Source organism: Pseudomonas sp. RW409 (assembly GCF_003184125.1).
Classification (GTDB): domain Bacteria; phylum Pseudomonadota; class Gammaproteobacteria; order Pseudomonadales; family Pseudomonadaceae; genus Aquipseudomonas; species Aquipseudomonas chlororaphis_I.
In genome coordinates this window covers 714,572-737,952 of the sequence record NZ_QHHP01000021.1, presented here as the reverse complement: position 1 = coordinate 737,952, position 23,381 = coordinate 714,572, and the positions used below count along the sequence as shown (strand labels likewise).

21 protein-coding genes are annotated in these 23,381 nt (G+C 64.5%); 6 read left to right on the top strand and 15 right to left on the bottom strand.

The features are described 5' to 3' along the window. Window positions 1–60 precede the first annotated feature (60 nt). From DK261_RS12110 to DK261_RS12080, 7 genes are all read right to left on the bottom strand, one after another. Entirely contained in the window at window positions 61–615 is a 555-nt protein-coding gene (locus DK261_RS12110) for a phosphonate degradation HD-domain oxygenase (RefSeq protein ID WP_110175757.1), read from the bottom strand. Next, entirely contained in the window at window positions 615–1,748 is a 1,134-nt protein-coding gene (locus DK261_RS12105; protein WP_110175756.1) for a TIGR03364 family FAD-dependent oxidoreductase, read from the bottom strand. The genes DK261_RS12110 and DK261_RS12105 overlap by 1 nt, the downstream gene beginning before the upstream one ends. 154 nt (window positions 1,749–1,902) lie before the next feature. After that, complete coding sequence (locus tag DK261_RS12100) at window positions 1,903–2,928, bottom strand: putative 2-aminoethylphosphonate ABC transporter substrate-binding protein (protein WP_110175755.1); 1,026 nt, start codon at window positions 2,926–2,928, stop codon at window positions 1,903–1,905. A gap of 38 nt (window positions 2,929–2,966) precedes the next feature. Then, window positions 2,967–4,691 (bottom strand): putative 2-aminoethylphosphonate ABC transporter permease subunit, encoded by a 1,725-nt coding sequence (locus DK261_RS12095; protein WP_101283864.1) that lies wholly within the window; start codon window positions 4,689–4,691, stop codon window positions 2,967–2,969. Between the two features lies 1 nt (window position 4,692). Beyond that, a complete protein-coding gene (locus tag DK261_RS12090) occupies window positions 4,693–5,769 on the bottom strand; it encodes a putative 2-aminoethylphosphonate ABC transporter ATP-binding protein (protein WP_038636035.1) in 1,077 nt (358 codons plus the stop codon). Window positions 5,770–5,991: 222 nt separating this feature from the next. Further along, window positions 5,992–6,855 (bottom strand): LysR family transcriptional regulator, encoded by an 864-nt coding sequence (locus DK261_RS12085; RefSeq protein ID WP_009051348.1) that lies wholly within the window; start codon window positions 6,853–6,855, stop codon window positions 5,992–5,994. A 20-nt stretch (window positions 6,856–6,875) separates the two neighbouring features. After that, window positions 6,876–9,074, bottom strand: coding sequence for a heavy metal translocating P-type ATPase (locus tag DK261_RS12080; RefSeq protein WP_233146675.1), 2,199 nt, complete (start codon window positions 9,072–9,074; stop codon window positions 6,876–6,878). 36 nt (window positions 9,075–9,110) lie between these two features. Between DK261_RS12080 and DK261_RS33535 the strand changes: the two genes are divergently transcribed. Next, a complete protein-coding gene (locus DK261_RS33535; RefSeq protein ID WP_371923069.1) occupies window positions 9,111–9,317 on the top strand; it encodes a hypothetical protein in 207 nt (68 codons plus the stop codon). Window positions 9,318–9,366: 49 nt separating this feature from the next. Next, on the top strand, window positions 9,367–9,816 hold the full coding sequence (gene cadR / locus DK261_RS12075; RefSeq protein ID WP_009051350.1) for a Cd(II)/Pb(II)-responsive transcriptional regulator: 450 nt from the start codon (window positions 9,367–9,369) through the stop codon (window positions 9,814–9,816). Window positions 9,817–9,921: 105 nt separating this feature from the next. Here cadR and DK261_RS12070 read toward each other — a convergent pair whose 3' ends face one another. The 3 genes from DK261_RS12070 to DK261_RS12060 form a co-directional block, all read right to left on the bottom strand. Further along, window positions 9,922–10,893, bottom strand: a complete 972-nt coding sequence (locus tag DK261_RS12070) for a thymidylate synthase (RefSeq protein WP_016704815.1) — start codon at window positions 10,891–10,893, stop codon at window positions 9,922–9,924. A 47-nt stretch (window positions 10,894–10,940) separates the two neighbouring features. Beyond that, window positions 10,941–11,762 carry a prolipoprotein diacylglyceryl transferase gene (gene lgt, locus DK261_RS12065; RefSeq protein WP_009051352.1) on the bottom strand — a complete coding sequence of 274 codons (822 nt, stop codon included), beginning with the start codon at window positions 11,760–11,762 and terminating at the stop codon, window positions 10,941–10,943. A gap of 79 nt (window positions 11,763–11,841) precedes the next feature. Beyond that, window positions 11,842–12,624 carry a sulfite exporter TauE/SafE family protein gene (locus tag DK261_RS12060; protein ID WP_009051353.1) on the bottom strand — a complete coding sequence of 261 codons (783 nt, stop codon included), beginning with the start codon at window positions 12,622–12,624 and terminating at the stop codon, window positions 11,842–11,844. A gap of 123 nt (window positions 12,625–12,747) precedes the next feature. Here DK261_RS12060 and DK261_RS12055 point away from each other — a divergent pair, with 123 nt between their 5' ends. Continuing rightward, window positions 12,748–13,494, top strand: a complete 747-nt coding sequence (locus DK261_RS12055) for an NRDE family protein (protein WP_029527260.1) — start codon at window positions 12,748–12,750, stop codon at window positions 13,492–13,494. Window positions 13,495–13,581: 87 nt separating this feature from the next. On the opposite strand, the gene ptsP is transcribed toward DK261_RS12055, so the two are convergent. Continuing rightward, window positions 13,582–15,861, bottom strand: a complete 2,280-nt coding sequence (ptsP, locus tag DK261_RS12050; RefSeq protein WP_016704812.1) for a phosphoenolpyruvate--protein phosphotransferase — start codon at window positions 15,859–15,861, stop codon at window positions 13,582–13,584. Between the two features lie 22 nt (window positions 15,862–15,883). Next, complete coding sequence (locus tag DK261_RS12045) at window positions 15,884–16,363, bottom strand: RNA pyrophosphohydrolase (RefSeq protein WP_007927344.1); 480 nt, start codon at window positions 16,361–16,363, stop codon at window positions 15,884–15,886. A 143-nt stretch (window positions 16,364–16,506) separates the two neighbouring features. Between DK261_RS12045 and DK261_RS12040 the strand changes: the two genes are divergently transcribed. After that, on the top strand, window positions 16,507–17,163 hold the full coding sequence (locus DK261_RS12040; protein ID WP_110175753.1) for an HAD family phosphatase: 657 nt from the start codon (window positions 16,507–16,509) through the stop codon (window positions 17,161–17,163). An 81-nt stretch (window positions 17,164–17,244) separates the two neighbouring features. Here the strand turns inward: DK261_RS12040 and DK261_RS12035 are convergent, their stop codons facing one another. Continuing rightward, complete coding sequence (locus DK261_RS12035) at window positions 17,245–17,673, bottom strand: DUF2269 family protein (protein ID WP_009051357.1); 429 nt, start codon at window positions 17,671–17,673, stop codon at window positions 17,245–17,247. Between the two features lie 40 nt (window positions 17,674–17,713). After that, window positions 17,714–19,228, bottom strand: coding sequence for a threonine ammonia-lyase, biosynthetic (gene ilvA, locus DK261_RS12030; protein ID WP_038636019.1), 1,515 nt, complete (start codon window positions 19,226–19,228; stop codon window positions 17,714–17,716). A gap of 284 nt (window positions 19,229–19,512) precedes the next feature. On the opposite strand from ilvA, the gene rpiA reads away from it, so the two are divergent. Together rpiA and DK261_RS12020 are read left to right on the top strand one after the other, a co-directional pair. After that, window positions 19,513–20,184: a ribose-5-phosphate isomerase RpiA gene (gene rpiA / locus DK261_RS12025; protein WP_009051359.1), complete on the top strand. Its 672-nt coding sequence runs from the start codon at window positions 19,513–19,515 to the stop codon at window positions 20,182–20,184. A 296-nt stretch (window positions 20,185–20,480) separates the two neighbouring features. Continuing rightward, window positions 20,481–22,433, top strand: coding sequence for an autotransporter domain-containing protein (locus tag DK261_RS12020; RefSeq protein ID WP_028683528.1), 1,953 nt, complete (start codon window positions 20,481–20,483; stop codon window positions 22,431–22,433). A 4-nt stretch (window positions 22,434–22,437) separates the two neighbouring features. On the opposite strand, the gene DK261_RS12015 is transcribed toward DK261_RS12020, so the two are convergent. Beyond that, window positions 22,438–23,349 carry an SdiA-regulated domain-containing protein gene (locus tag DK261_RS12015; protein WP_053270147.1) on the bottom strand — a complete coding sequence of 304 codons (912 nt, stop codon included), beginning with the start codon at window positions 23,347–23,349 and terminating at the stop codon, window positions 22,438–22,440. Window positions 23,350–23,381 lie beyond the last annotated feature (32 nt).

Sequence of the window (23,381 nt, the reverse complement as noted above, 5' to 3'; positions counted from 1 at the left end):
GGCACTGATCCTGTAGGAGCGAGGCTTGCCCGCGATAGCCATCTTCCAGGCACCACAAAATCAGGGGTTCAGCAGACGCGCCGCCTTGTCCTTGAGCACCTGCAAATCCATCACCGGCACCCACAGTTCCTTGGCCTGTTCGTCCCACTGGCGCAGGCGCAGGCTGACCGCGCACAGCGGGTCCTGTTCGAAGGCCCGGGCTTCCTCGGCACTCATCACTCCACCCTGGTATTCCAGGGTGCGCCGGCTGGCTTGGCTGAGCCGCTCGTAGTAGCCCGGTTCCTTGAAGGTCAGGTAACGCTTGGCCTGCACGTGGTATTCCACCAGCCGCGCCAGGCGCTCGCTGAAACCGGCGCGGCGCAGGTAGTCGGCGCCCAGCCGCTCATGGCTGACCACGCCGAAACCGCCCATGTTCTCGGCATCCTGCGCACAGATATGCCCGATATCGTGGAAGAACGCCGCCAGCACCACTTCGTCGTCGAAGCCCTCGGCCATGGCCCGTTGCGCGGCCTGGGACATGTGTTCGAGCTGCGACACCGGCTCGCCGATGTAGTCGCTGTCGCCAAAACGCTCGTACAGGCCGAACACCTCGGCGATCCGCTGCTCAGGCCCCATCAGGCTTCCTCCAGCAAACGGGCGATATTGCCCTCGGCCATGGCCGGGCCGACGCTCATGCCCACACCGCTGTGCATCAGCGCCACGCTGACCCCGGCGGCCGGGCGCAGGAACGAGAACGGCCCCGGGCCGCGGGCGCCATAGACACCCTGCCAGCGCTCGATTACCTGCACCTTGCAGCCCAGGGTGTGTTCGGCCAGTTCGAGCATCCAGTTGTCCACCTGTTCGGCATTGAACGGCGAGGGATCGCTGCCGTAATGGTGGGAGTCGCCGATGATCAGCTCACCATAGGGCGTCGGGCTGATCAGCAGGTGGATGCCGTTTTCGTGCAGGTGCGGCGCGTCCCGCAGGATCTGCGCCTGCACCGCCGCCGCTTCGGGCAGGTCGGCAAAGGCGCCGTAATGCACACAGCTCAGGCCGGTGAGCAGCGCGTGTTGCAGGTCCAGCTGCATCTCTGGCCGGGCGCGGAGCATTTGCAGGCGACAGACCTGCGGCGCCAGCGCGGCGATCGGCTCGGCCAGCAGGGTCTGGTAGTCATGCCCGGAACAGACCAGGATCTGCGCCGCGCGAAAGCTGCCGGCGGTGCTGTGCAACTGGCCGGGCTCGATGTCGCGCACCAGGGTGGAGAAATGAAACTCCACCCCCAGGTCGCGGCGCAGGTAGTCGATCAGCATCGGGATGGCTTCCCGGGAGTACAGCTGCTGGTCGTCCAGGCCGTGCAGCGCCGCGCGATGATGGCGCAAGCGCCCGCCGTACAGATCGTTCAAGGCCGCGCCGCGCAGCAGTTCGACGCGGTAGCCGTGCTCCCGCGCGCGTCCGGCGCAGAAGGCCTGCAGCAATTGCTCTTCGACCTCGGTGCGGGCGAACAGGTAAGAGCCGTTGCGCTTGAGCGGCAGGCCGGCCAGTTCGGCCCAGTCACCCCAGATGCCGCGGCTGGCCTTGGCCAGGTCGAGCATCACCCCAGGCGGCTGGCCGGTCACCAGGGCCTGGCCGAAATTGCGCACCGACGCGCCCAGGGGCGTGGCGCTGCGCTCGAAAACCTTGACCCGCAAACCGCGCTTGGCCGCGGCATAGGCATGGGACAGCCCGAGGATGCCGGCGCCGACGATCAGCAGGTCGTTGTGGTTACTCATGTGTATGTTGTCCTTGGGAGATGACCTGTAGGAGCGAGCTTGCTCGCGAAAAAAACCAAGGGCACCGCGTGCATTCAGGACGCCCTTGTCATCGTTGGCCTCCATCGCGAGCAATCGAGCGTCGACCGGCTGCTCCTACAGGGAGACCTTGCGGTTACTTCGTGGCGACCTTCTCGGACTTGCCGTCATAACGCTTGCGCCACTCGGCGAGGATCTCGTCGCGGTTCTTCGACGCCCAGGCGAAGTCGTTCTTGATCAGGCGCTGCTCGTAGTCGGCCGGCAGTTCGGTCTGCGGCTTGGCGATCCCCGGCTGGGCCAGGACGGCGAAGTTTTCCTTGTACAGCTCCATGGCCGCGGGGCTGGCGGAGAAGTCGGCGAGTTTCTTCGCGGCTTCTTCATGCGGGGTGCCCTTGATCACCGCGGTGGCTTCGATTTCCCAGCCCAGGCCCTCCTTCGGCAGCACGATGTCCAGCGGCGCGCCCTGGCGCTTGAGCTGCACGGCCGGGTATTCGAAGGAGATGCCGATCGGGAATTCGCCGGCCGCCGCCAGCTTGCACGGCTTGGAACCGGAGTGAACGTACTGGCCGATGTTCTGGTGCAGCTCGTCCATGTACTGCCAGCCCTGCTTCTCGCCGAAGGTCTGCAACCAGGCGCTGACGTCGAGGAAGCCGGTGCCGGACGAGGCCGGGTTGGGCATGACGATCTTGCCCTTGTACTCAGGCTTGGTCAGGTCCTGCCAGCTCACCGGCTTGGTCAGGCCCTGCTTTTCGGCCTCGACGGTGTTGAAACAGATGGTCGCGGCCCAGACGTCCATGCCGACCCAGGCCGGCGGGTTGGCGGCGTCGCGGTAGTTGCCGCCGATCTTGCCCAAATCCTTCGGCGCATAGCTTTGCAGCATGCCCTGCTGATCGAGGATCGCCAGGCTGGAGGCCGCCAGCCCCCACACCGCGTCCGCCTGCGGCCGGGCTTTTTCCGCCAGCAGCTTGGCGGTGATGATCCCGGTGGAGTCGCGCACCCATTTGATTTCCACGTCCGGGTTGGCGGCTTCGAAGGCCTGCTTGTAGCTCTTCAGTTGCTCGGCCTCGAGGGCGGTATAGACCGTCAGTTCGGTCTTCGCGGCGAAGGCGTTCATGCTGAAAGCAGTGAGGACAGCAGCGGCAACAGCCAGGGGCTTGAACATGGTGCGGTTCCTTTCTGTGGTAGTGGGGTTGGACAGATTCAGTGGCCAGGCGCGGTCTGCCGCCAGGCCTGGGAGCGGCGCAGCAAGCCACGCGAAGCCCAGGCCAGGAGCAGGGACACGCCCGCCGAGGTCAAGAGGATCAGGGTCGACATGGCGGCCGCGCCGCCGACGTTGCCGGCGTCGTCCATGTTCAGCACCGCCACCGCCGCGAGGATGGTGTCGGGGCTGTAGAGGAAGATCGCCGCCGAGACGGTGGTCATGGCCGAGACGAACAGGTAGCGCAGGATATCCAGCAGCGCCGGCAGACAGATCGGCACGGTGACCCGCAGGTAATGGCGGTACAGCGGCGCCTTGAGCGACAGCGCGGCGGCCTCGAACTCGGCGTCGAGCTGGCGCAGCGCGGTGGTGGCGGTCATCTGCGCGGTGGTCAGGTAGTGGGCGATGGTGCACACCACCAGCAGGGTCATGCTGCCGTAGAACACATGCAGCGGGTTGCCGCTGAGGTTGAAGAAGAAGACATAACCCAGGCCCAGCACCAGGCCCGGCACCGCCATCGGCACGAAGCTGAGCATGCGCAGCGCCAGGTTGAGGCCGCGCTGGGCGTGGGTCTTCTCCATCAGGTAGGCGCCGGTGAAGATCAGCGCGCCGCCGATCAGCGCCGTGCACAGGGCCATGGTCAGGCTGTTGCGGTAGGCCAGCCAGCCGCCGCCGGCGGTGTCGTTGAACTGGTAGTGGTTGAGCGACATCGACAGGTTATAGGGCCAGAACTTCACCAGCGACGAGAACACCGCCATGCCGAATACCAGCAGCAGCGCCGCGCAGATCAACAGGACGATCGCCAGGTAGCAGCCGTCTCTCACGCGAGAAGGCGCCGGCTGGAACACCTGGGCCCGGCCGCTCATGGAATCGCCATGACGGCGGCGCAGCCAGGCATCGACACCGAAGCTGAACAGCGCCGGCAGCAACAGCACCATGCCGATCAAGGCGCCACGGCCGAACTGCTGCTGGCCGACCACCGCCTTGTAGGCCTCCAGCGCCAGCACCTGATAGTCGCCACCGACCACCACCGGCACCCCGAAATCGGTGATGGTCAGGGTGAACACCAGGCAGAACGCGGCGAACACCGCCTGCCGGGTGGCTGGCCAGGTGATGCTGCGAAAGGCCTTGGCCGGGCTGGCGCCCATGCTCGACGCGGCGTCGAACAGCCGCGCATCGGCCAGGGACAGGGCCGACAGCAGGATCATCAAAGCGTGGGGAAAGGTGTAGATCACTTCGCCGAGGACAATGCCCCAGAAGCCGTAGATATTGTCCGAGAGCAGCCCGCGCAGCAGGCCCTGGTTGCCGAACAGATAGACCAGGGCAATCCCCGGCAGCATCGACGGCGCCATCAGCGGCAATAGCGACAGGCCGCGCCAGATCGCCTTGCCGGGAATCAGCGTGCGTTGCAGGGCATAGGCGAACAGGTAGGCCAGCGGTACCACGATGGCAGCGACGCTGAGGGAGACTTTCAGGCTGTTGCCCAACAGCCAGTGGAAGTTGGCGCTGGTCACCAACTCACGGGCGGCGACCAGGCCACCGCCCTGCCCGGCTTCACCGCTGAAGCCGCGCCAGAAGATCGCCAGCAACGGCAGCAGTACCGCCAGGCCCAGCAGCACGAGCAGCACCAGCTTGCCGCCGAGCACGAAGATGCGGTCGCCGATTTCCGCACGGGAAGCCTGGCGCGCCCGTTTTGCGGGTAGCGGCAGGCTCAGATCAACGGCCATCTCAGGCAAACACCTGCAGGCTGCGCGGTGGCAAGGCGACCCAGATGTCCTGGGCGCCAAGGCGCGGCATGGCTTCCGGGGCCAGCTCGGCCAGCAGCGGATGGCCGGGCAATTCGTTGAGTTCGAAGCTCATGCGGCAGCGGTTGCCGAGGAAGGTGATCTCCCGGACCTTGGCCGGGAACAGGTTTTCCTCGTGCACCGGCGGATTGACGTTGATCGCTTCCGGACGGCAGAACAACCGGCCCGAAGCGGCCTTGCCGGAGTCGGCCGCCAGCCGCAGGTTCATCCCGCCGACCTGGGCGTGGCTGTCGCTGCTGCGGCGGAACGGCAGCCAGTTGCCCTGGCCGACGAATTCGGCGACGAATGGGGTGGCCGGGCGATCGTAGATTTCCTGCGGCGTGGCGTACTGCTCGACCCTGCCGTTGTTCATCACCGCGATGCGGTCGGCCATCAACATGGCCTCGTCCTGGTTGTGGGTCACCATCAGGGTGGTGATACCCAGGCGCCGCTGCAGCTGGCGCAGTTCGGTACACAGGTGCTCGCGCACCCGGGCATCCAGCGCCGACATCGGCTCATCCAGCAACAGCAACGAAGGCGCCGGGGCCAGGGCGCGCGCCAGGGCCACCCGCTGCTGCTGGCCGCCGGACAGCTGGCCGGGGTATTTCTTTTCGCTGCCGGTCAGGCCCACCAGTTCCAGCATCTGCGCCACGCGCTGGCGCACTTCGTCACGGCCGCTGCCGGCCAGGCCGTAGGCGATGTTGGCTTCGACGCTGAGGTTGGGGAACAGCGCATAGGACTGGAACAGAATGCCGTAGTCCCGGGCCTGGGGCGCCAGGTGCGAGACGTCGCGGCTGCCCAGGTACAACTCACCCCGGTCCTGGCGCTCGAGGCCGGCGATGCAGCGCAGCAAGGTGGTCTTGCCGCAGCCCGACGGGCCGAGCAGGCACACCAGCTCACCGGCCGCCACGTCCAGGGAGACGTTATCCAGCGCGGTGAAAGCGCCAAAGCGCTTCTGCATGCCACGCACCTTCATCGGCGCGCCGGGGTTGCTCAGGGCAGTTGCGATCGGATTGTTCATGGACGGACCTCATCAAGCTGATGCAGGCCATCCTAGGGAGCGAATGCGTAGTTACTGTGGCAGTGAGGCAAAAGCTGCCGATAGTGGTATTGGCGGATTTGGGTTGGGGATCGCGTTAGCCGTTGCGACGCTATCGCGGGCAAGCCTCGCTCCTACAGAAGCCGAGCGGTGTTTCTGTAGGAGCGAGGCTTGCCCGCGATCACCTGCGCAGCAGGTGGCTGTTCAGGCCGGCGCCATTTCCTGCGCCAGCCCGAGGAAGGCCGCCGGCAGGCGCGCGCCCTTGCGCTCCTTGAGGCAGTACAGGTATTCGGCGATCTGCGGCGCGTTCTCGATGGTCAGCACCCGCAGCTGCGGATCGTGGGGCACTTCCTGGCGGGCAATGATGCTGATGCCGATATTGCGCAGCACCGCCTCGCGGATCGACTCGCGGCTGCCGATTTCCAGCAGCGGCCCGAAGCTGACCCGGGCGCTGTCAAGCAGCTCTTCGGTCAGGCGCCGGGTGGTGGAGCCCGGCTCGCGCATCAGCAGGGTATGCCCAGCCAGGGCATTCAGGGGGACGTGATCGAGGGCCGCCAACGGATGATTGCGATGCACCGCCAGCACCAGCGGATCGCTGCCGAGCACCCGGCGGATCAAGCGCGAATCTTCCAGCAACTGCGAGGACGCGGCGATGTCGACCCGATACTCCTCCAGCGACTCCAGGACCTGCTGCGAGTTGCCGATTTCCACCGACACCTCCACCTGGGGCAGGCGCTCCCGAAAGGTCTTCACCAGATCGAGGATGTAATACGGCGCCGTGGCGGCGATCCGCAGGGTGCCTTGCAGCTGGCCGCTGTTACGCAGGAAAAACTCGATATCGGCTTCCTGTTGCAACAGCGCCTTGACCATCGGCAGCAGCCGGGCGCCCTCCTCGCTAACGCTGAGGCGGCGCCCGCCGCGATAGAACAGCTCGACCGCGTACTGGCTTTCCAGATGGCGGATCTGGGTGGTCACCGTGGGCTGGCTCAGGCCGAGCTTTTTCGCCGCCAGGGTGATGCTGCCCAGGCGGGCCACCATGTAAAACGCCTTCAGCTCGGCACTCAGCACTGCACGCTCTCGTTATCCCTTTATTTGCGCAACAGGCGCAAACCGTTGAAGACCACCAACAGGCTGACGCCCATGTCGGCGAACACGGCCATCCACATGGTGGCCAACCCGAAGAAGGTTACCCCAAGAAAGATCGCCTTGATGACCAGGGCCAGGGCGATATTTTGTACGAGGATGTTCGAGGTCTGGCGGGACAGTCGGACAAAGGCCGGAATCTTGCGCAGATCGTCGTCCATCAGGGCGACATCGGCGGTCTCGATGGCAGTGTCGGTCCCCGCCGCGGCCATGGCGAAACCGATCTCTGCGCGGGCCAGGGCTGGGGCGTCGTTGATGCCGTCGCCGACCATACCGACCCGATGCCCTTGGGCATACAGATCTTCGATGGCTTGCAGCTTGTCGGTGGGCAGCAGGTCGCCGCGGGCCCGGTCGATGCCCACCTGGGCGGCGATGGCCTCGGCAGTGTGCGGGTTGTCGCCGGTCAGCATCAGGGTCTTGATGCCCAGCTCGTGCAACTGCTGGATCGCTTCGCGACTGGACTCCTTGACCGTGTCCGCCACGGCGAACAGGGCCAGGGGGCCGGCGCTGTCGAGCAACAGCACCACGGTCTTGCCCTGTTTCTCCAGGGCGAACAGCTGCTCTTCCAGCTCTGGCGAGCACAGCCCCAGTTCCTCCACCAGGCGATGGTTGCCCAGGTGGTAGAGCTGGCCGTTGATTTCCCCGCGCACACCGCGGCCGGCCAGGGCTTCGAAGTTATCCACAAGGTGCAGACTCAGTTGCTTATCCACAGCCGCATTGGCGATGGCCAGGGACACCGGGTGATCGGAACGGGACGCCAGGCTGGCGGCGATGGCCGGGGCGCTGCTGTCCGCCAGCGGGTCGAGGGACAGGAAATCGGTCTGCACCGGCTTGCCGTGGGTGATGGTGCCGGTCTTGTCCAGCGCCAGGTAGTCGAGCTTGTAACCGCCCTCCAGGTAGACCCCGCCCTTGATCAGGATGCCTTTGCGCGCCGCCGCGGCCAGGCCGCTGACGATGGTCACCGGGGTGGAAATCACCAGGGCGCACGGACATGCCACCACCAGCAGCACCAGCGCGCGGTAGATCCAGTCGAACCAGGCGGCGCCCATGAACAGCGGTGGAATCACCGCCACGGCCAGGGCGAAGGCGAACACCGCGGGGGTATAGATTTTCGAGAAGCTGTCAACGAAACGCTGGGTCGGCGCCCGCGCGCCCTGGGCCTGTTCCACCGCGTGGATGATCCGCGCCAGGGTCGAGTTGTTGGCCGCCGCGGTCACCCGATACTCCAGGGAACCGGCCTGGTTGATGGTGCCGGCGAAGACCTTGTCGCCCAGGGTCTTCTCCACCGGCAGGCTTTCGCCGGTGATCGGCGCCTGGTCGATGGTCGAACTGCCGGCCACCACCTCGCCGTCCAGGCCGATGCGCTCACCCGGACGCACCCGTACCCGCGCGCCGAGTTCGATGCTTTTCGCTTCCAGCTCGAGCCAGCTGCCGTCCGCCTGCTGCACCGTGACCCGTTCCGGGGTCATCTGCATCAGGCCGCTGATGGCATTGCGCGCGCGGTCCAGGGACCGGGCCTCGATCAGCTCAGCCACGGTGAACAGGAACATCACCATCGCCGCTTCCGGCCATTGGCCGATCAGCACGGCGCCGGTCACGGCGATGCTCATCAGGGCGTTGATGTTGAGGTTGCGGTTCTTCAGGGCGATCCAACCCTTCTTGTAGGTGCCGAGACCGCCGCTGAGGATCGATACCAGGGCAATCACCGCCACCACCCAGGTCGGCGCGGCGCTGGTGAAGTGGATCACTTCCGCGGCCAGCGCGCCGATGCCGGACAGCGCCAGCGGCCACCAGTGCTTTTTCACCGGTGCTGCGGCCGGGGCATCGGACTCGCCACCCTGGCCGATGGGCTCTGCCTCCATGCCCAGGGACTTGATGGCGGCGATGATCGGAGCGTCGTCCTGCAGGTCGTGGGTCACGCCCAGCACGCGGTTGATCAGGTTGAACTCCAGTTGCTGCACACCCGCCAGCTTGCCCAGCTTGTTCTGGATCAGCGTCTGCTCGGTCGGGCAGTCCATGGCGTCGATGCGAAAGCTGCTCAGGCGCGCATTGGCGCTCGGCGCCGCGCTGAGCTTGACCAGCGATGGCGCGGCGGCCGACGAACAACAGGCATCGCCATGGCTGTCAGCCTGGGGCTCGCTCAACTGGACCAACGACGGCGCTGAACAGCAGGAACCGCCGTGACCGGCATGATCGTGTTTTTTCACCGGATGCAGTTTTGCGCCATGGCCGTGATCGTGATCGTGATCGTGATCGTGATCGTGATCGTGATCGTGATCGTGATCGTGATCGTGGCCAGCATGCTTGGAACCAGCGCCGGGTTTGCCAGGGGTGTGCAACGAATCGCTCATAAGGTCGCGTCCGAAAAGGTGCCTGTTGCCAAGTGAACACCCTGTAGCCACTATAGGGTCAAGCACCCTTTCGGAGATTGGCGCGATGAAAATTGGCGAGCTGGCGAAGCTGACCGACTGTCAGGTCGAAACCATCCGTTACTACGAGCGTGAAGGCCTGCTGCCGGAACCGGCCCGCAGCGAAGGCAATTACCGTCTGTATACCCAGGCCCACACCGAACGCCTGACCTTCATCCGCAACTGCCGCAGCCTGGACATGACCCTCGAGGAAATCCGCAGCCTGCTGAACCTGCGCGACAGCCCGCAGGACCAGTGCCAGAGCGTGAATGCGTTGATCGACGAGCATATCCACCACGTCAAGGCGCGGATCGACGGGCTGCTGGCCTTGCAGACACAGCTGCTCGACCTGCGCCAACGCTGCAGCGAAGGGCCGGATCTGGATCAGTGCGGGATTTTGCAGAGCCTGGAAGTCAGCGGCTCGGTGGCCCCCAGCGAGGCCGAGGACTCTCACGTGGGCCGTAGCCACGGCCACTAGACAAACCCTGTAGGAGCGAGCTTGCTCGTGATAGCGGTAAGGTGGGCACCGCAAATCTCAGCCTGGCGGCTGATCGCGAGCAAGCTCGCTCCTACAGAGGGTGTATCAGACCGCCATCGGCGCGGTCATCGGCGCGTGGTGCTCGTAGCCTTCCAGCGAGAAGTCGCTCGGCTCGACCTTTTCCAGCCACTCCGGCTCGTACACGCCGGTCTTGGCGAACTCCGGTACACGCTCGGAAATCACCAGCTTCGGCATCGGGAACGGCTCGCGCTTGAGCTGTTCGTTGAGCATGTCCAGGTGGTTTTCGTAGACGTGGGCGTCACCGATGAAATAGGTGAACCAGCGCGGAGTGTAGCCGGTCAGGCGACCGATCAGGCTCAGCAGTGCCGCGCCTTCGGTGAGGTTGAACGGCGTGCCCAGGCCCAGGTCGTTGGAGCGGATGTAGAGGGTCAGGGAAATCTCCCGGGTCTCGACATTCGGGTGGAACTGGTACAACAGGTGGCACGGTGGCAGGGCCATTTCATCCAGCTGGGCGCAGTTCCAGCCGTGGAACAGGATACGGCGGCTGCCCGGGTCCTTGATGATGGTGTCCACGCACTGGCGCACCTGATCGATGGCCTTGTACAGCACCACGTAGGCCTGGCCGTTTTCCTCGCCTTCGGCGATCTGCCGGTAGCCCTGCTTCAGGGTCTGTTCGATGGCGGCGGGGTTGCTCAGGGGAATCTGCTTGTACGCCGGCCACTTGCGCCATTGCACGCCGTAGATCTCACCCAGGTCGTCCTCGCCCTGGCGGAAGGGGTTGGCCAGCCACTGGGCGTTTTCGTTGGCGTTCTGGTCCCAGACCTTGCAGCCCAGGGCACGGAATTCGGCGGCGTTGTTCACCCCACGAAGGAAACCGCACATCTCGCCGATGGCCGATTTGAAGGCCATCTTGCGGGTGGTGATCGCCGGGAAACCGTCTTTCAGGTCATAACGCAGCATCGCGCCGGGAAAGCTGATGGTGTTCACGCCCGTGCGGTTGGCCTGCTTGGTGCCGTTCTTGATGACGTGAGCGACCAGATCGAGATATTGCTTCATGTATTACCTGTGTCCTTGAAGGCAGGGCTCGCGCCCTGCGATCCGAATTAGAGCGCGGCGTCTTTCGCCGCCGGTGCCGCTGGAGCGCGGTGGTAGGCCAGCCAGATCAGGAACAGGCCGCCAACTATCATCGGCAGGCACAGCACCTGGCCCATGGTCAGCCAGTTCCACGCCAGATAACCCAGCTGCGCATCCGGGACCCGGACGAACTCGACGATAAAACGGAAAATACCGTAAAACAGGGCGAACATCCCGGAAACCGCCATGGTTGGGCGAGGTTTGCGCGAGAACAGCCAGAGGATGAGGAACAGCGCCACGCCTTCCAGGGCGAACTGATACAGCTGCGAAGGATGGCGCGGCAGCTGGGCCGGGTCGCTGAACGGCGGGAAGATCATCGCCCACGGCAGGTCGGTCGGCTTGCCCCACAACTCGGCGTTGATGAAGTTGCCGATGCGCCCGGCGCCCAGGCCGATCGGCACCATCGGCGCGACGAAGTCCATCAGTTGGAAGAACGACTTGTTGTTCTTCTTGCCGAACCACAAGGCCGCCAGCATCACCCCGATGAAACCGCCGTGGAACGACATGCCGCCTTTCCAGACCTCGAAGATCAGCGTCGGGTTGGCCAGGTAGGCGCTCAGGTCGTAGAACAGCACATACCCCAGGCGCCCGCCGACAATGACCCCCATCGACATCCAGAACACCATGTCGGAGAGCTTCTCCTTGGTCCAGGTCGGGTCGAAGCGGTTCAACCGGCGCGACGCCAGCAGCCAGGCGCCACCGATGCCGATCAGGTACATCAGGCCGTACCAGTGAATTTTCAGCGGGCCGATGGCCAGGGCCACCGGGTCGATCTGCGGGTAAGGCAGCATTGCGACTCCTCGTTAGAGTGAAACTCGATGTGCGCCGCGACCATGTCACGCGCGGATTAAGCCAGGATTGCGAAACCTGTCAGAGCAGGAACGTCAGGCCGACCACGAACAGCAGGCCGGCGAACAGCCGCTTCAACAGGCGCGGAGACAGCCGATGGGCCAGTCGCGCGCCGAACCGGGCAAAGACCATGCTGGTCAGGGCGATGCCCAGCAGCGCCGGCAAATACACAAAACCCAGACTATGAGCCGGCAGCGACGGATCATGCCAGCCCAGAATCATGAAACTTATTGCACTGGCCACGGCAATCGGCAAACCACAGGCCGAGGACGTGGCCACCGCCTGCTGCATCGGCACGCTGCGCCAGGTCAGGAACGGCACGGTCAGCGAGCCGCCGCCGATGCCGAAAATCGCCGAAGCCCAGCCGATCACACTGCCGGCCAGGGTCAGCCCGAGCTTGCCGGGAACGTCGCGGCTGGCCTTGGGCCGCAGGTCCAGGGTCATCTGCAGGGCGATCACCAGGGCGAAGACACCGATGATTTTCTGCAGGTTCGGCCCGGAGATCGCTTCGGCCGTCAGCGCCCCGACCCCGGCGCCGAGCAGGATGCCCAGGGTCATCCAGGCAAAGATCGGCCAGCGCACCGCGCCCCTGCGCTGGTGTTCGCGAACCGCGTTGACCGAGGTGAAGATGATGGTCGCCAGCGACGTGCCGACCGCCAGGTGGGTCAGGATCGACGGATCGAAACCTTGCAAGGTGAAGCTGAACACCAGCACGGGCACGATGATGATGCCGCCACCCACGCCAAACAGACCAGCCAATACGCCGGCGCAGGCCCCCAGCAGCAGATAGAGCAGAAATTCCATGGAGGCATCCCGAAAAGAGAGCGGCATGGTAACGGATGCATGGCCCTTGGCTCCACTGGATGGCGATGGATACCCAGTCGATCTGTGCGTAGAGTGGGCAAAAAACACAAAAGGGACGACCTGATGTGCTTGATCGTATTCGCCTGGCGGCCGGGCCACGCCCTGCCCCTGATCGTCGCGGCCAACCGTGACGAGTTCTACGCCCGCCCCAGCCTGCCGCTGGCGCAATGGCCCGAAGCGCCCGACATCTACGCCGGCCGCGATCTGGAGGCCGGCGGTACCTGGCTCGGCCTCGGCGCCGACGGACGCTTCGCCGCCCTGACCAATATCCGCAATCCCCACCAGCCCCCCGCACGCCGTTCCCGAGGCGAGCTGGTAGCGCGTTTTCTCAGCAACAAGATGTCGATAGACGACTATTTCAGCGACGTTGTCGGCCGATCCCTGGAATATGCCGGCTTCAACCTGCTGATAGGCACCCCTGACCAGCTCTGGCACTACAACGCCCAGGCCCGTGAGCCGCAGCAACTGGACAGTGGCGTGTACGGCCTGTCGAATGCCGGGCTCGACACACCCTGGCCCAAGCTGCTCAAGGCCAAGGCGGCGCTGCAGGAAGTACTGCACGACCCGCACCCCCAGGCTCTGCTCGCCCTGCTCAGCGATGCGCAGACCGCGCCGTTTGCCGACCTGCCCGACACCGGGGTTGGCCTGGCCACCGAGAGCCTGCTGTCGAGCGTGTTTATCGCCAGCCCCAGTTATGGCACGCGGGCCAGCACGGCGCTGATCGTCCGGGCCGATGGTTCCAGGCACATAGTCGAGCGCAGCTTCGGGCCCTATGGCGGGCATCTGGGGGAAGTGGAGCTGAAGGTTTAGCGGTGTCTGAAAGTACGCTATCGCGAGCAAGCTCGCTCCTACAGGGTTTGGCGGCGCCTGTAGGAGCGAGCTTGCTCGCGATAGCTCTTAAAGGGTCTTGGCCGACGCCGGATTGATCATCCGCGCCAGGCCCAGGTTCTTCAGCGCCAGTTGCAGCGAGCTGTGGATAACTTGCGGGTTGTCGATGGTCATCAACTCGGCCAGCAGTTCCTTGGCCTTGCTGAGATTGATCTGACGCAGCATCCACTTCACTTTCGGCAGGTTGGTGGCGTTCATCGACAGGCTGTCGAAGCCCATCGCCATCAGCAGCACCGCCGCCGCCGGATCGCCGGCCATCTCGCCGCAGATGCTCACCGGCTTGCCTTCGGCATGGGCGTCGCGCACCACGGTCTGCAAGGCTTGCAGCACCGCCGGATGCAGGTAGTCGTAGAGATCCGCCACCCGTGGGTTGTTGCGGTCCACGGCCAGCAGGTACTGGGTCAGGTCGTTGGAGCCGACCGACAGGAAGTCCACCTGGCGCGCCAGTTCCTTGGTCTGGTACACCGCGGCCGGGATCTCGATCATCACCCCGATCGGCGGCATCGGCACATCGGTGCCTTCGTCGCGCACTTCGCCCCAGGCGCGGTGGATCAGGTGCAGTGCCTCTTCCAGCTCATGGGTGCCGGAGATCATCGGCAGGAGAATGCGCAGGTTGTTCAGGCCTTCGCTGGCCTTGAGCATGGCGCGGGTCTGGACGAGGAAGATCTCGGGATGGTCGAGGGTGACGCGAATGCCGCGCCAGCCGAGGAAGGGGTTGTCTTCCTTGATCGGGAAATACGACAGTGACTTGTCGCCGCCAATGTCCAGGCTGCGCATCGTCACCGGTTGCGGGTGGAAGGCCGCAAGTTGCTCGCGATAGATCGCCAGCTGCTCCTTTTCGCTCGGGAAGCGTTGGTTGATCATGAACGGCACTTCGGTGCGGTACAGACCCACACCTTCGGCGCCGCGCTTCTGCGCCCGCGCCACGTCCGCCAGCAGGCCGGTGTTGACCCACAGCGGCATGCGGTGGCCGTCCAGCGTCACGCACGGCTGGTCGCGCAGCGCATCCAGGCCCTGGGCCAGTTGCCGTTCTTCCTCGACCACATCGGCGAACTGCTTGCGCAGCACATCGCTGGGGTTGGTATAGACCTCGCCGTGGTAGCCATCGACGATCATCTGGATGCCGTCGACTTTCGAGTACGGCAGGTCGACCAGGCCCATCACTGTCGGGATGCCCATGGCCCGGGCCAGGATCGCCACGTGGGAGTTGCCCGAACCCAATACCGAGACCAGGCCGACCAGCTTGCCTTCCGGCACCTCGCCGAGCATGGCCGGCGTCAGTTCTTCGCTGACCAGGATAGTGTTGTCGGGGTAGACCAGGGTTTGCTGGCGCTCTTCCTGCAGATAAGCCAGCAGGCGACGGCCCAGGTCCTTGACGTCCGACGCCCGCTCGCGCAGGTAGGCATCGTCCATCAGTTCGAAACGGTTGACGTGATCGGTGACCACCTGGCGCAACGCGCCCTGGGCCCACTGGCCGGTCTTGATCACGGTGGTCACTTCGCTGCCCAGGGAGGCATCGTCGAGCATCATCAGGTAGACGTCGAACAGCGCCCGCTCTTCGGGGCGCAGCTGGGTGGCGAGTTTTTCCGAGAGGGTGCGCATGTCGGCGCGCACGCCTTCGATAGCGGTCTTGAACAACGCCAGCTCGGCGTCGATGTCGGTAATGCTCTTGTCAGGCACCACGTCCAGGTCGGCCGGCGGCAGCATGACCACCGCGGTACCGACCGCCGCGCCGGGCGAGCCGGGCACGCCGATGAACTTGGCTTCCTGGATACCCTTGCCCTGACGACCCAGGCCACGGATCGAACCGGTGGCTTCGGCATGAGCGATAACCCCCGCCAGTTGGGCGCTCATGGTCACCAGGAAGGCTTCTTCGCCCTCGTCGAACTGACGACGCTCCTTTTGCTGGATGACCAGAACGCCGACGACCCGGCGGTGGTGAATGATCGGCGCGCCGAGGAAGGAGGCATAGCGCTCCTCGCCGGTCTCGGCGAAGTAGCGATAACGCGGGTGATCGGCGGCGTTTTCGAGGTTCAGCGGTTCTTCGCGCGTACCGACCAGGCCGACCAGACCTTCGTTGGGTGCCATGCTGACCTTGCCGATCGAGCGCTTGTTCAAGCCCTCGGTGGCCATCAGGACAAAACGGTTGGTCTCCGGATCCAGCAGATAGACCGAGCAGACCTGGCTGCCCATGGCCTCTTTGACGCGCAACACAATAATCCCCAACGCCGCCTTGAGATCCTTGGCGGAGTTAACTTCCTGGACGATCTTGCGCAGCGTATTGAGCATGGCTCGGGGTCGAACTCCGTCGTCAGTCGCGCGCTAGAAGGCGCGGGGCAAGCTCTTTGAGAGCGCGGCGATAAACCTCGCGCTTGAATGTCACCACCTGGCCCAACGGATACCAATAACTGACCCAGCGCCAGCCATCGAACTCCGGTTTACCGGTCAAATCCATCCGCACCCGCTGCTCGTTGGAGATCAGGCGCAGGAGAAACCATTTCTGTTTCTGGCCGATGCACAGCGGTTGGCTGTGGGTACGGACCAGGCGTTGCGGCAAACGATAGCGCAACCAGCCCCGGGTGCAGGCGAGAATTTGCACATCTTCGCGTTCCAGGCCTACTTCTTCGTTCAACTCGCGGTACAGAGCGTCTTCCGGCGTCTCTTCGGGGTTGATTCCCCCTTGCGGAAACTGCCAGGCATCTTGATTGATACGGCGAGCCCATAGCACCTGGCCGGCATCATTCGTCAGAATGATCCCGACATTGGGGCGGAAACCATCGGGGTCGATCACGGCAACAACCTCGCAAACGCATGTCGCCGCATTGTTCCACAAAGGTTGTGAAAGCAGCAACGAGGCTTCCTAGCTTATGTGCACTCTTGTGAAAAGACCGTATTCTGGACGCCTTTTTTCAGACTTATCAGCGAGTAACCGTGATGCGCCTGGCTTTATTCGACTTGGACAACACCCTTCTGGGCGGCGACAGTGACCACGCCTGGGGCGATTACCTGTGCGAACGAGGCTTCCTCGACGCCGTCGCCTACAAGGCCCGCAACGACGAGTTCTACCAGGACTACCTGGCCGGCAAGCTCGACCAGGCTGCATACCTGAACTTCTGCCTGGAGGTTCTCGGCCGCACCGAGATGGACGTGCTCGACCAATGGCACCGCGACTACATGCGCGACTGCATCGAGCCGCTGATGCTGCCCAAGGCTGCGCAATTGCTGGCCAAGCACAAGGCCGCCGGCGACAAACTGGTGATCATCACCGCCACCAACCGCTTCGTCACCGCGCCGATCGCCGAACGCCTGGGCGTGGAAACCCTGATCGCCACCGAGTGCGAGATGCAAGACGGCCGCTACACCGGGCGCAGCATCGACGTCCCGTGCTTTCGCGAAGGCAAGGTCACCCGCCTGACGCGCTGGCTCGAGGAAACCGGCCACAGCCTGGAAGACAGCTACTTCTATAGCGATTCGATGAATGACTTGCCGCTGCTGGATCTGGTGGCGAACCCGATCGTCGTGGACCCGGACCCGAACCTGCGGGCCCTGGCCCAGCAGCGTGGCTGGCCGGTGATCAGCCTGCGCACCTGAGGACGCCATCGCGAGCAAGCTCGCTCCTACGCCAATCTCTGTAGGAGCGAGCTTGCTCGCGATAACAATGCTAAAAGCCGATCAGACAGGCTTGGCGCCCATCAACCCGGCAATGGCGAAGAAACACACGAAGCTGAACACCGCCAGCGCCAGGGTGAACTTCGGACTCCCTACACCCGAAGCGATCCGGACCCGATTGAGCCGCGCCAGCAGCCAGAAACAGCTCAGGGCACCCAGGGTATAGATCAGGCTGGAGGCCAGGATCCAGGTCTGCCCCAGCGACCAGCCCAGCAGGTGCACCAGCCACCAGCCGCTGAACGGCAGGCTGGCCAGGCAGATCACCAGCAACAGCCAGACGAACACCAGCGGCCGGCGCAACAACCGGCTGTAAATGCTTGCGTCACCCTTGCTACGAGCGCGCCAGACCCAGATCGCCAGCCCTAGCGCGCTGCCCAGCAGCAACACGGTGGCCAGGATATGGACGGTTTTGAGGACGGTCAGCGTTTCCATGTAATCGACTCCTTGAGGCCTTGCCCACCAGCGTAGCCGTTCAGCCGAGGAACAGCTGATACGCCGGGTTATCACTCTCGTCCCAATACGGGTACCCGATCTGCTCCAGCGCCGTCGGCACCAGGTGGCGTTCGCTCGCCGGCACTTGCAGGCCGGCGACCACCCGGCCATCGGCCGCGCCATGGTTGCGGTAGTGGAACATCGAGATGTTCCAGCGCCCGCCGAGCTTGTTGAGGAAGTTGAACAGCGCGCCCGGACGCTCCGGGAACTCGAAGCGGAACACCACTTCGTCGCTGACCCGCGCGGCATGCCCGCCGACCATATGACGGATATGCAGCTTGGCCAGTTCGTTGTCGGTCAGGTCGGTCACCGGGAAGCCCTGTTCGGACAGGCTGGCGATCAGCGCACTGCGCGGATCGTTTTCCGGGTGGGTCTGCACGCCAACGAAGATGTGCGCTTCGCTGCCGGTGTTGTAGCGGTAGTTGAACTCGGTGATCTGGCGCTTGCCGATGGCTTCGCAGAACGCCTTGAAGCTGCCCGGCTGCTCGGGAATGGTCACGGCGATGATGGCTTCGCGGCCCTCGCCCAGTTCGGCACGCTCGGCGACATGGCGCAGGCGGTCGAAGTTGACGTTGGCACCGGAGTCGATGGCCACCAGGGTCTGCCCGCTGACGCCACGCTGCTCGACGTATTTCTTGATCCCGGCCACGCCCAGGGCGCCAGCCGGCTCGGTGATGGAGCGGGTGTCGTCGTAGATGTCCTTGATCGCCGCGCAGATCTCGTCGGTGCTGACGGTGATCACTTCATCCACGTAGTCCTTGCAGATGTCGAAGGTGTGCTGGCCGATCTGCGCCACCGCGACGCCGTCGGCGAAGATGCCCACGGTCGGCAGCACCACGCGCTCGCCGGCGGCCATCGCCGCTTGCAGGCAGTTGGAGTCGTCCGGCTCGACGCCGATGATCTTGATTTCCGGCCGCAGGTATTTGACGTAGGCCGCGATCCCGGCGATCAGGCCGCCACCGCCGACCGGCACGAAGATCGCGTCCAGGCGCCCCGGATGCTGGCGCAGGATTTCCATCGCCACGGTGCCCTGCCCGGCGATGGTGTGCGGATCGTCGTACGGGTGGATATAGACGTAGCCTTTTTCGTCCACCAGCTTCAGCGAGTAGGCCAGGGCTTCGGGAAAGGAATCGCCGTGCAGCACCACTTTGCCGCCGCGCGAGCGCACGCCTTCGACCTTGATCTCCGGGGTGGTCTTGGGCATCACGATGGTCGCCTTCACCCCCAGCACCTTGGCCGCCAGGGCCAGGCCCTGGGCATGGTTGCCGGCCGAGGCGGTGACCACGCCACGGGCGCGCTCCGCGTCGCTGAGCTGGGTCAGCTTGTTGTAGGCGCCACGAATCTTGAACGAGAACACTGGCTGCAAGTCTTCGCGCTTGAGCCAGATCTGATTGCCCAGCCGCTCGGAGAGCTGGCGGGCAGTCTGCAACGGGGTTTCTACGGCAACGTCGTAAACGCGCGAGGTGAGGATCTTTTTGACGTACTGTTCGAGCATCGGAAAGCATCACTGAGCGGGTTGGGCAGGGCCAGCGAGTCTAACCCAGCGTTTGCCCGGGCGACCACACGAATCCAGAGGTTTAACCCTCTGTAGCCGCTGCCGAAGGCTGCGATAGGTCCGTAGGACCTCCAGCGCACTCTCGTCCGTCACGACCTGACGGTCGATCGCAGCCTTCGGCAGCGGCTACCAAAAGCGCTTCGCCAAACGGGCAATGACCTGCTCAGGACACCGGCCTATAATGCCGGCCTTTCCGTTCCCCCTTGCCCGCTTCCGGAGCCCGCATGACCCAGGATCAACTCAAACAGGCCGTGGCCCAGGCTGCCGTCGACCTCATCCTCCCGAAACTCGATGACAAGAGCATCGTCGGGGTCGGCACCGGCTCCACCGCCAACTGCTTCATCGACGCCCTGGCCCAGCACAAGGCCGCCTTCGATGGCGCGGTCGCCAGCTCCGAAGCCACCGCGGCGCGCCTCAAGGGCCACGGCATCCCGGTGTACGAACTGAACACCGTCAGCGACCTGGAGTTCTACATCGACGGCGCCGACGAAAGCGACGAGCACCTGAACCTGATCAAGGGCGGCGGCGCGGCCCTGACCCGCGAAAAGATCGTCGCGGCCGTGGCCAAGACCTTCATCTGCATCGCCGACGCCAGCAAGCTGGTGCCGGTGCTGGGCGCCTTCCCGCTGCCGGTGGAAGTGATCCCGATGGCCCGCAGCCACGTGGCCCGCGAGCTGGTGAAGCTGGGCGGCGACCCGGTCTACCGGGAAGGCGTGATCACCGACAACGGCAACATCATCCTCGACGTGCACAACATGCAGATCACCAATCCGGTGGAGTTGGAAGCACAGATCAATGCGATTGTCGGCGTGGTCACCAACGGCCTGTTCGCCGCCCGCCCGGCCGACGTACTGCTGCTGGGCACCAGCGAAGGCGTGAAGACCCTCACCGCCTGATGCCGCCGATTTCGCCCCTGCCGCAATGGCGGGGGCGAATGCTTCGATCCATACCTTCCCCCGCCTCTCCCCGCACCAACTCCGCCCGCACCGCTACTTTTCGCCGCATTTAGCCGCAGAAATATCCAGATTCGCGCACCAGGTCTCAGCACGGCCCACGACTTCCCGTATCAAATCCGTTACAAATTACCGCCAGGCGACGTTCGGTTTAAGCAATGCGCCAATCCAGGGTCGCCCAGGGAAAGAGGCGCGCATTGTGCAACGACCCCCGTTTTTCACCCTCAAGGAAGATCACCGTGCTCAAACCCCTCACGCTTGCTGTCAGTCTTGCCAGCGTCCTGCTGTCCACCCAGGCCCTCGCCTATGAATATGGCGAACACGCAGCCACCACTCTCGACAAACTGATCAACGACTACCCGGGCCGCTACCGTGGCACCGCCAACTTCGCCGGTGCCGCCGACTGGATGCAGAGCCAGATGGGCAGCGCCTACGACATCAGCCGCCAGGACTTTTCCTGGACCGCCGGTGGCAGCAGCCGCAGCTCGCAAAACGTGGTGGCCTACGCCGCCGGGACCAAGCCGCAGTACGTGGTGGTCGGCGCGCACTTCGATACCTATTTCGGCCGCCCGACCCTGCAAGGCCTGGACGACAACGGCTCCGGCGCCAGCGTCCTGACCGAGATCGCCCGTAACCTCGGCGGGCTGCAGCTGGAAAACGGCTTGCAGGTGGTCGGCTTCGGTGCCGAGGAGGAAGGCCTGCGCGGCTCCAGGGCGTTCGTCGACTCCCTCAGCGCCAGCCAGCGCGCCAACATGCTGGCCATGATCAACCTCGACAGCCTGATCACCGGCGACATGATGTACGCCCATGCCGGCCAGAACAGCACCGCCAACCCGGCCCTGGCCTCGTTGCGCGAACACACCCTGCAGATCGCCAGGGAACTGCAGATCAATCTGTTCACCAACCCCGGCCTCGACCCGGCATACCCCGCGGGCACCGGCTGCTGCAGCGACGGCGAGGCCTTCGAAGGGCTGAACATCCCGATTCTCTACATCGAGGCCACCAACTGGGAAATCGGTGACCTGGATGGCTACACCCAGACCACCAACCCGGCCATCCCCGGCGGCTCCACCTGGCACGACCCCACTGAGGACAATAAGGCGGTGCTGACCAACGCCTTCGGCCAGGAGCTCATCGACCAGCGCCTGCGCGATTACTCGCGGCTGCTCAGCCGCCTGGTCCTGGAGCTGACCAACGCCGACCTGCTGGCCTCCACCGCTTCCGGCGGCGCCGTGGCGCGCAACCAGCAGGATCATCTGCAACGCCAGCATCAGGCCATGGTCCGGCTGCACGACCGGCGCTGGCTGACCTTGCAGGCGATGGGTCGCGAAGTCGGCAGTTTCGATGGCGAGATCGGCATCGACGGTGAATACAGCCCCGACAGCGGTTTCGACAGCGCGCCGAATCCCGAGGCGCGTCGGCTGGGGGTGCATGCCCTGGGCGACTACCAGCTCAATTCGAGCCTGAACGTTGGCGCCAGCCTCAGCTACCAGAACGGTCGCGACAAGCTCGAGCATCGCGGCAAGCTCGACAGCGACACCTGGCAGGCGGCGGTCTACGCCTTGCTCAATGACGGCGGCCCGCAATGGCTGGCCGGCGACCTGAGCGTCGGCCGCACCCGCTTCGAATCCAAGCGCAACCTGGTGATCCAGGCCAACGGCGGCCCGGTGCTGCTGAACCAGAAGCTGACGGGCGATACCGACGCCCTGACCCTGGGCGCCCGTGTGCTCGGCGGTTACGACCTGGATTTCGGGGCGATCAAGAGCGGCCCCTTCGCTGGCCTCGATTACACCCACTACCGCATCGACCGCTTCCACGAGAAGCAGGACCTGCGCACGGCGCTGGGTTATGAGGAGCAGTCATTCGATTCGCTGGAAGCCAGCCTCGGCTGGCGCGTTCGCGGCGCCGTCACCCTGCCCTACGGCATGAGCCTGCTGCCTTATGGCGACCTGGCCTGGGTCAAGGAGCTGGGAGATGGCCGCCTGGACGACCTGGACCTGACCAGCCGCGCCGATGGTCAAGTGCGCGTGGCTCGCCTGGGCGGTGTAGACAAGAGCTTCGGCCGCGCCCAGCTCGGCAGCCAGCTGGCGATCACGCCACAGCTAGGGCTGTACGCCGAGGTCAATGGCCGGATCGGCCACGCCGAAGGCAGCCAGACCGGCTACTCCCTCGGCGTGCAGTGGCAGTTTTAAGGGGTTACTGGGCCGGCTTCTTGAAGACGTAGAACAGGTTCGGCTCGCTGACCAGGTACAGGGTGCCATCATCGTCCATGGCAATGCCTTCGGCCTGCGGCACCGTGGCCTGCAAACCTTGCCGCCCCTTGCGCAGCGACATGGTGCTCAGGGGCCGGCCATCCACATCCAGTTCCAGCACCAGCCACGACTCATCCGACAGCGCCAGCAGATGCCCGGTGCGCTCGTCGTATTGCAGGCTGGACAGGTCACGCACGAACAACCCGGCATCGCGCTTGGGGTTGTTGACCACATGCACCGCGTAGGACTTCTCCGGGTCGTAATGCGGGAAGCCCTTGACCTCGTAGATCAGCATCGGGTCGCGTTCCTTGGCGACGAACAGGCGTTTGCCCACCGAATCGTAGGCCAGGCCCTCGAAACCCTTGTTGCCGCTCATGTGCACACCCAGGGTCATCTGCTCGGCGTCCGCCGCGTCGAGGAACACCGTGTCCTCCTCCAGATGAATCTTGATCAGCCGCTGCTGGCGCTCGTCGGTAATCACGTAGGTGTCGGCGCTGATGAACTCGACCGCTTCCGGATCGCCAAAACCGGTCAGGGCGATGCGCCGCAGGATGCGCCCGTCGAGCGACAGTTCGATCAGCTCGGCATTCTTGTTGGTCACGGTGAACAGGCTTTTGCGCACCGGGTCGTAGGTCAGCGCCGAGACATCATCCAGACCTTCGATCTTTTGTGCTTCGAGACTCACCCGATAGCCATCCAGGCCAATGGCATCGGTGTTGACCGGCTGCGACATGACCCGCCAGTTGAACCACAGGCGCTCGAAGTAACGGTGGTGCTGCCCGGCAATGCCCAGCAGCACCAACACGATAAAACACAGGAGGAGGAACAACGGTTTGGGATAGGCGAGTCGACGCATGCTGGCAAGCTCAAATACAAATCAGGCGGATG

Bases quoted from the DNA above. Each gene is read 5' to 3' on its own strand.
- DK261_RS12035 (WP_009051357.1), bottom strand. From the start codon at position 17,673: ATGGAAACGCTGACCGTCCTCAAAACCGTCCATATCCTGGCCACCGTG.
- DK261_RS12060 (WP_009051353.1), bottom strand. From the start codon at position 12,624: ATGGAATTTCTGCTCTATCTGCTGCTGGGGGCCTGCGCCGGCGTATTG.
- DK261_RS12040 (WP_110175753.1), top strand. From the start codon at position 16,507: ATGCGCCTGGCTTTATTCGACTTGGACAACACCCTTCTGGGCGGCGAC.
- DK261_RS12015 (WP_053270147.1), bottom strand. From the start codon at position 23,349: ATGCGTCGACTCGCCTATCCCAAACCGTTGTTCCTCCTCCTGTGTTTT.
- DK261_RS12110 (WP_110175757.1), bottom strand. From the start codon at position 615: ATGGGGCCTGAGCAGCGGATCGCCGAGGTGTTCGGCCTGTACGAGCGT.
- DK261_RS12070 (WP_016704815.1), bottom strand. From the start codon at position 10,893: ATGAAGCAATATCTCGATCTGGTCGCTCACGTCATCAAGAACGGCACC.
- cadR (WP_009051350.1), top strand. From the start codon at position 9,367: ATGAAAATTGGCGAGCTGGCGAAGCTGACCGACTGTCAGGTCGAAACC.
- DK261_RS12105 (WP_110175756.1), bottom strand. From the start codon at position 1,748: ATGAGTAACCACAACGACCTGCTGATCGTCGGCGCCGGCATCCTCGGG.
- ptsP (WP_016704812.1), bottom strand. From the start codon at position 15,861: ATGCTCAATACGCTGCGCAAGATCGTCCAGGAAGTTAACTCCGCCAAG.
- DK261_RS12095 (WP_101283864.1), bottom strand. From the start codon at position 4,691: ATGGCCGTTGATCTGAGCCTGCCGCTACCCGCAAAACGGGCGCGCCAG.
- lgt (WP_009051352.1), bottom strand. From the start codon at position 11,762: ATGCTGCCTTACCCGCAGATCGACCCGGTGGCCCTGGCCATCGGCCCG.
- DK261_RS12090 (WP_038636035.1), bottom strand. From the start codon at position 5,769: ATGAACAATCCGATCGCAACTGCCCTGAGCAACCCCGGCGCGCCGATG.
- rpiA (WP_009051359.1), top strand. From the start codon at position 19,513: ATGACCCAGGATCAACTCAAACAGGCCGTGGCCCAGGCTGCCGTCGAC.
- ilvA (WP_038636019.1), bottom strand. From the start codon at position 19,228: ATGCTCGAACAGTACGTCAAAAAGATCCTCACCTCGCGCGTTTACGAC.
- DK261_RS12055 (WP_029527260.1), top strand. From the start codon at position 12,748: ATGTGCTTGATCGTATTCGCCTGGCGGCCGGGCCACGCCCTGCCCCTG.
- DK261_RS12100 (WP_110175755.1), bottom strand. From the start codon at position 2,928: ATGTTCAAGCCCCTGGCTGTTGCCGCTGCTGTCCTCACTGCTTTCAGC.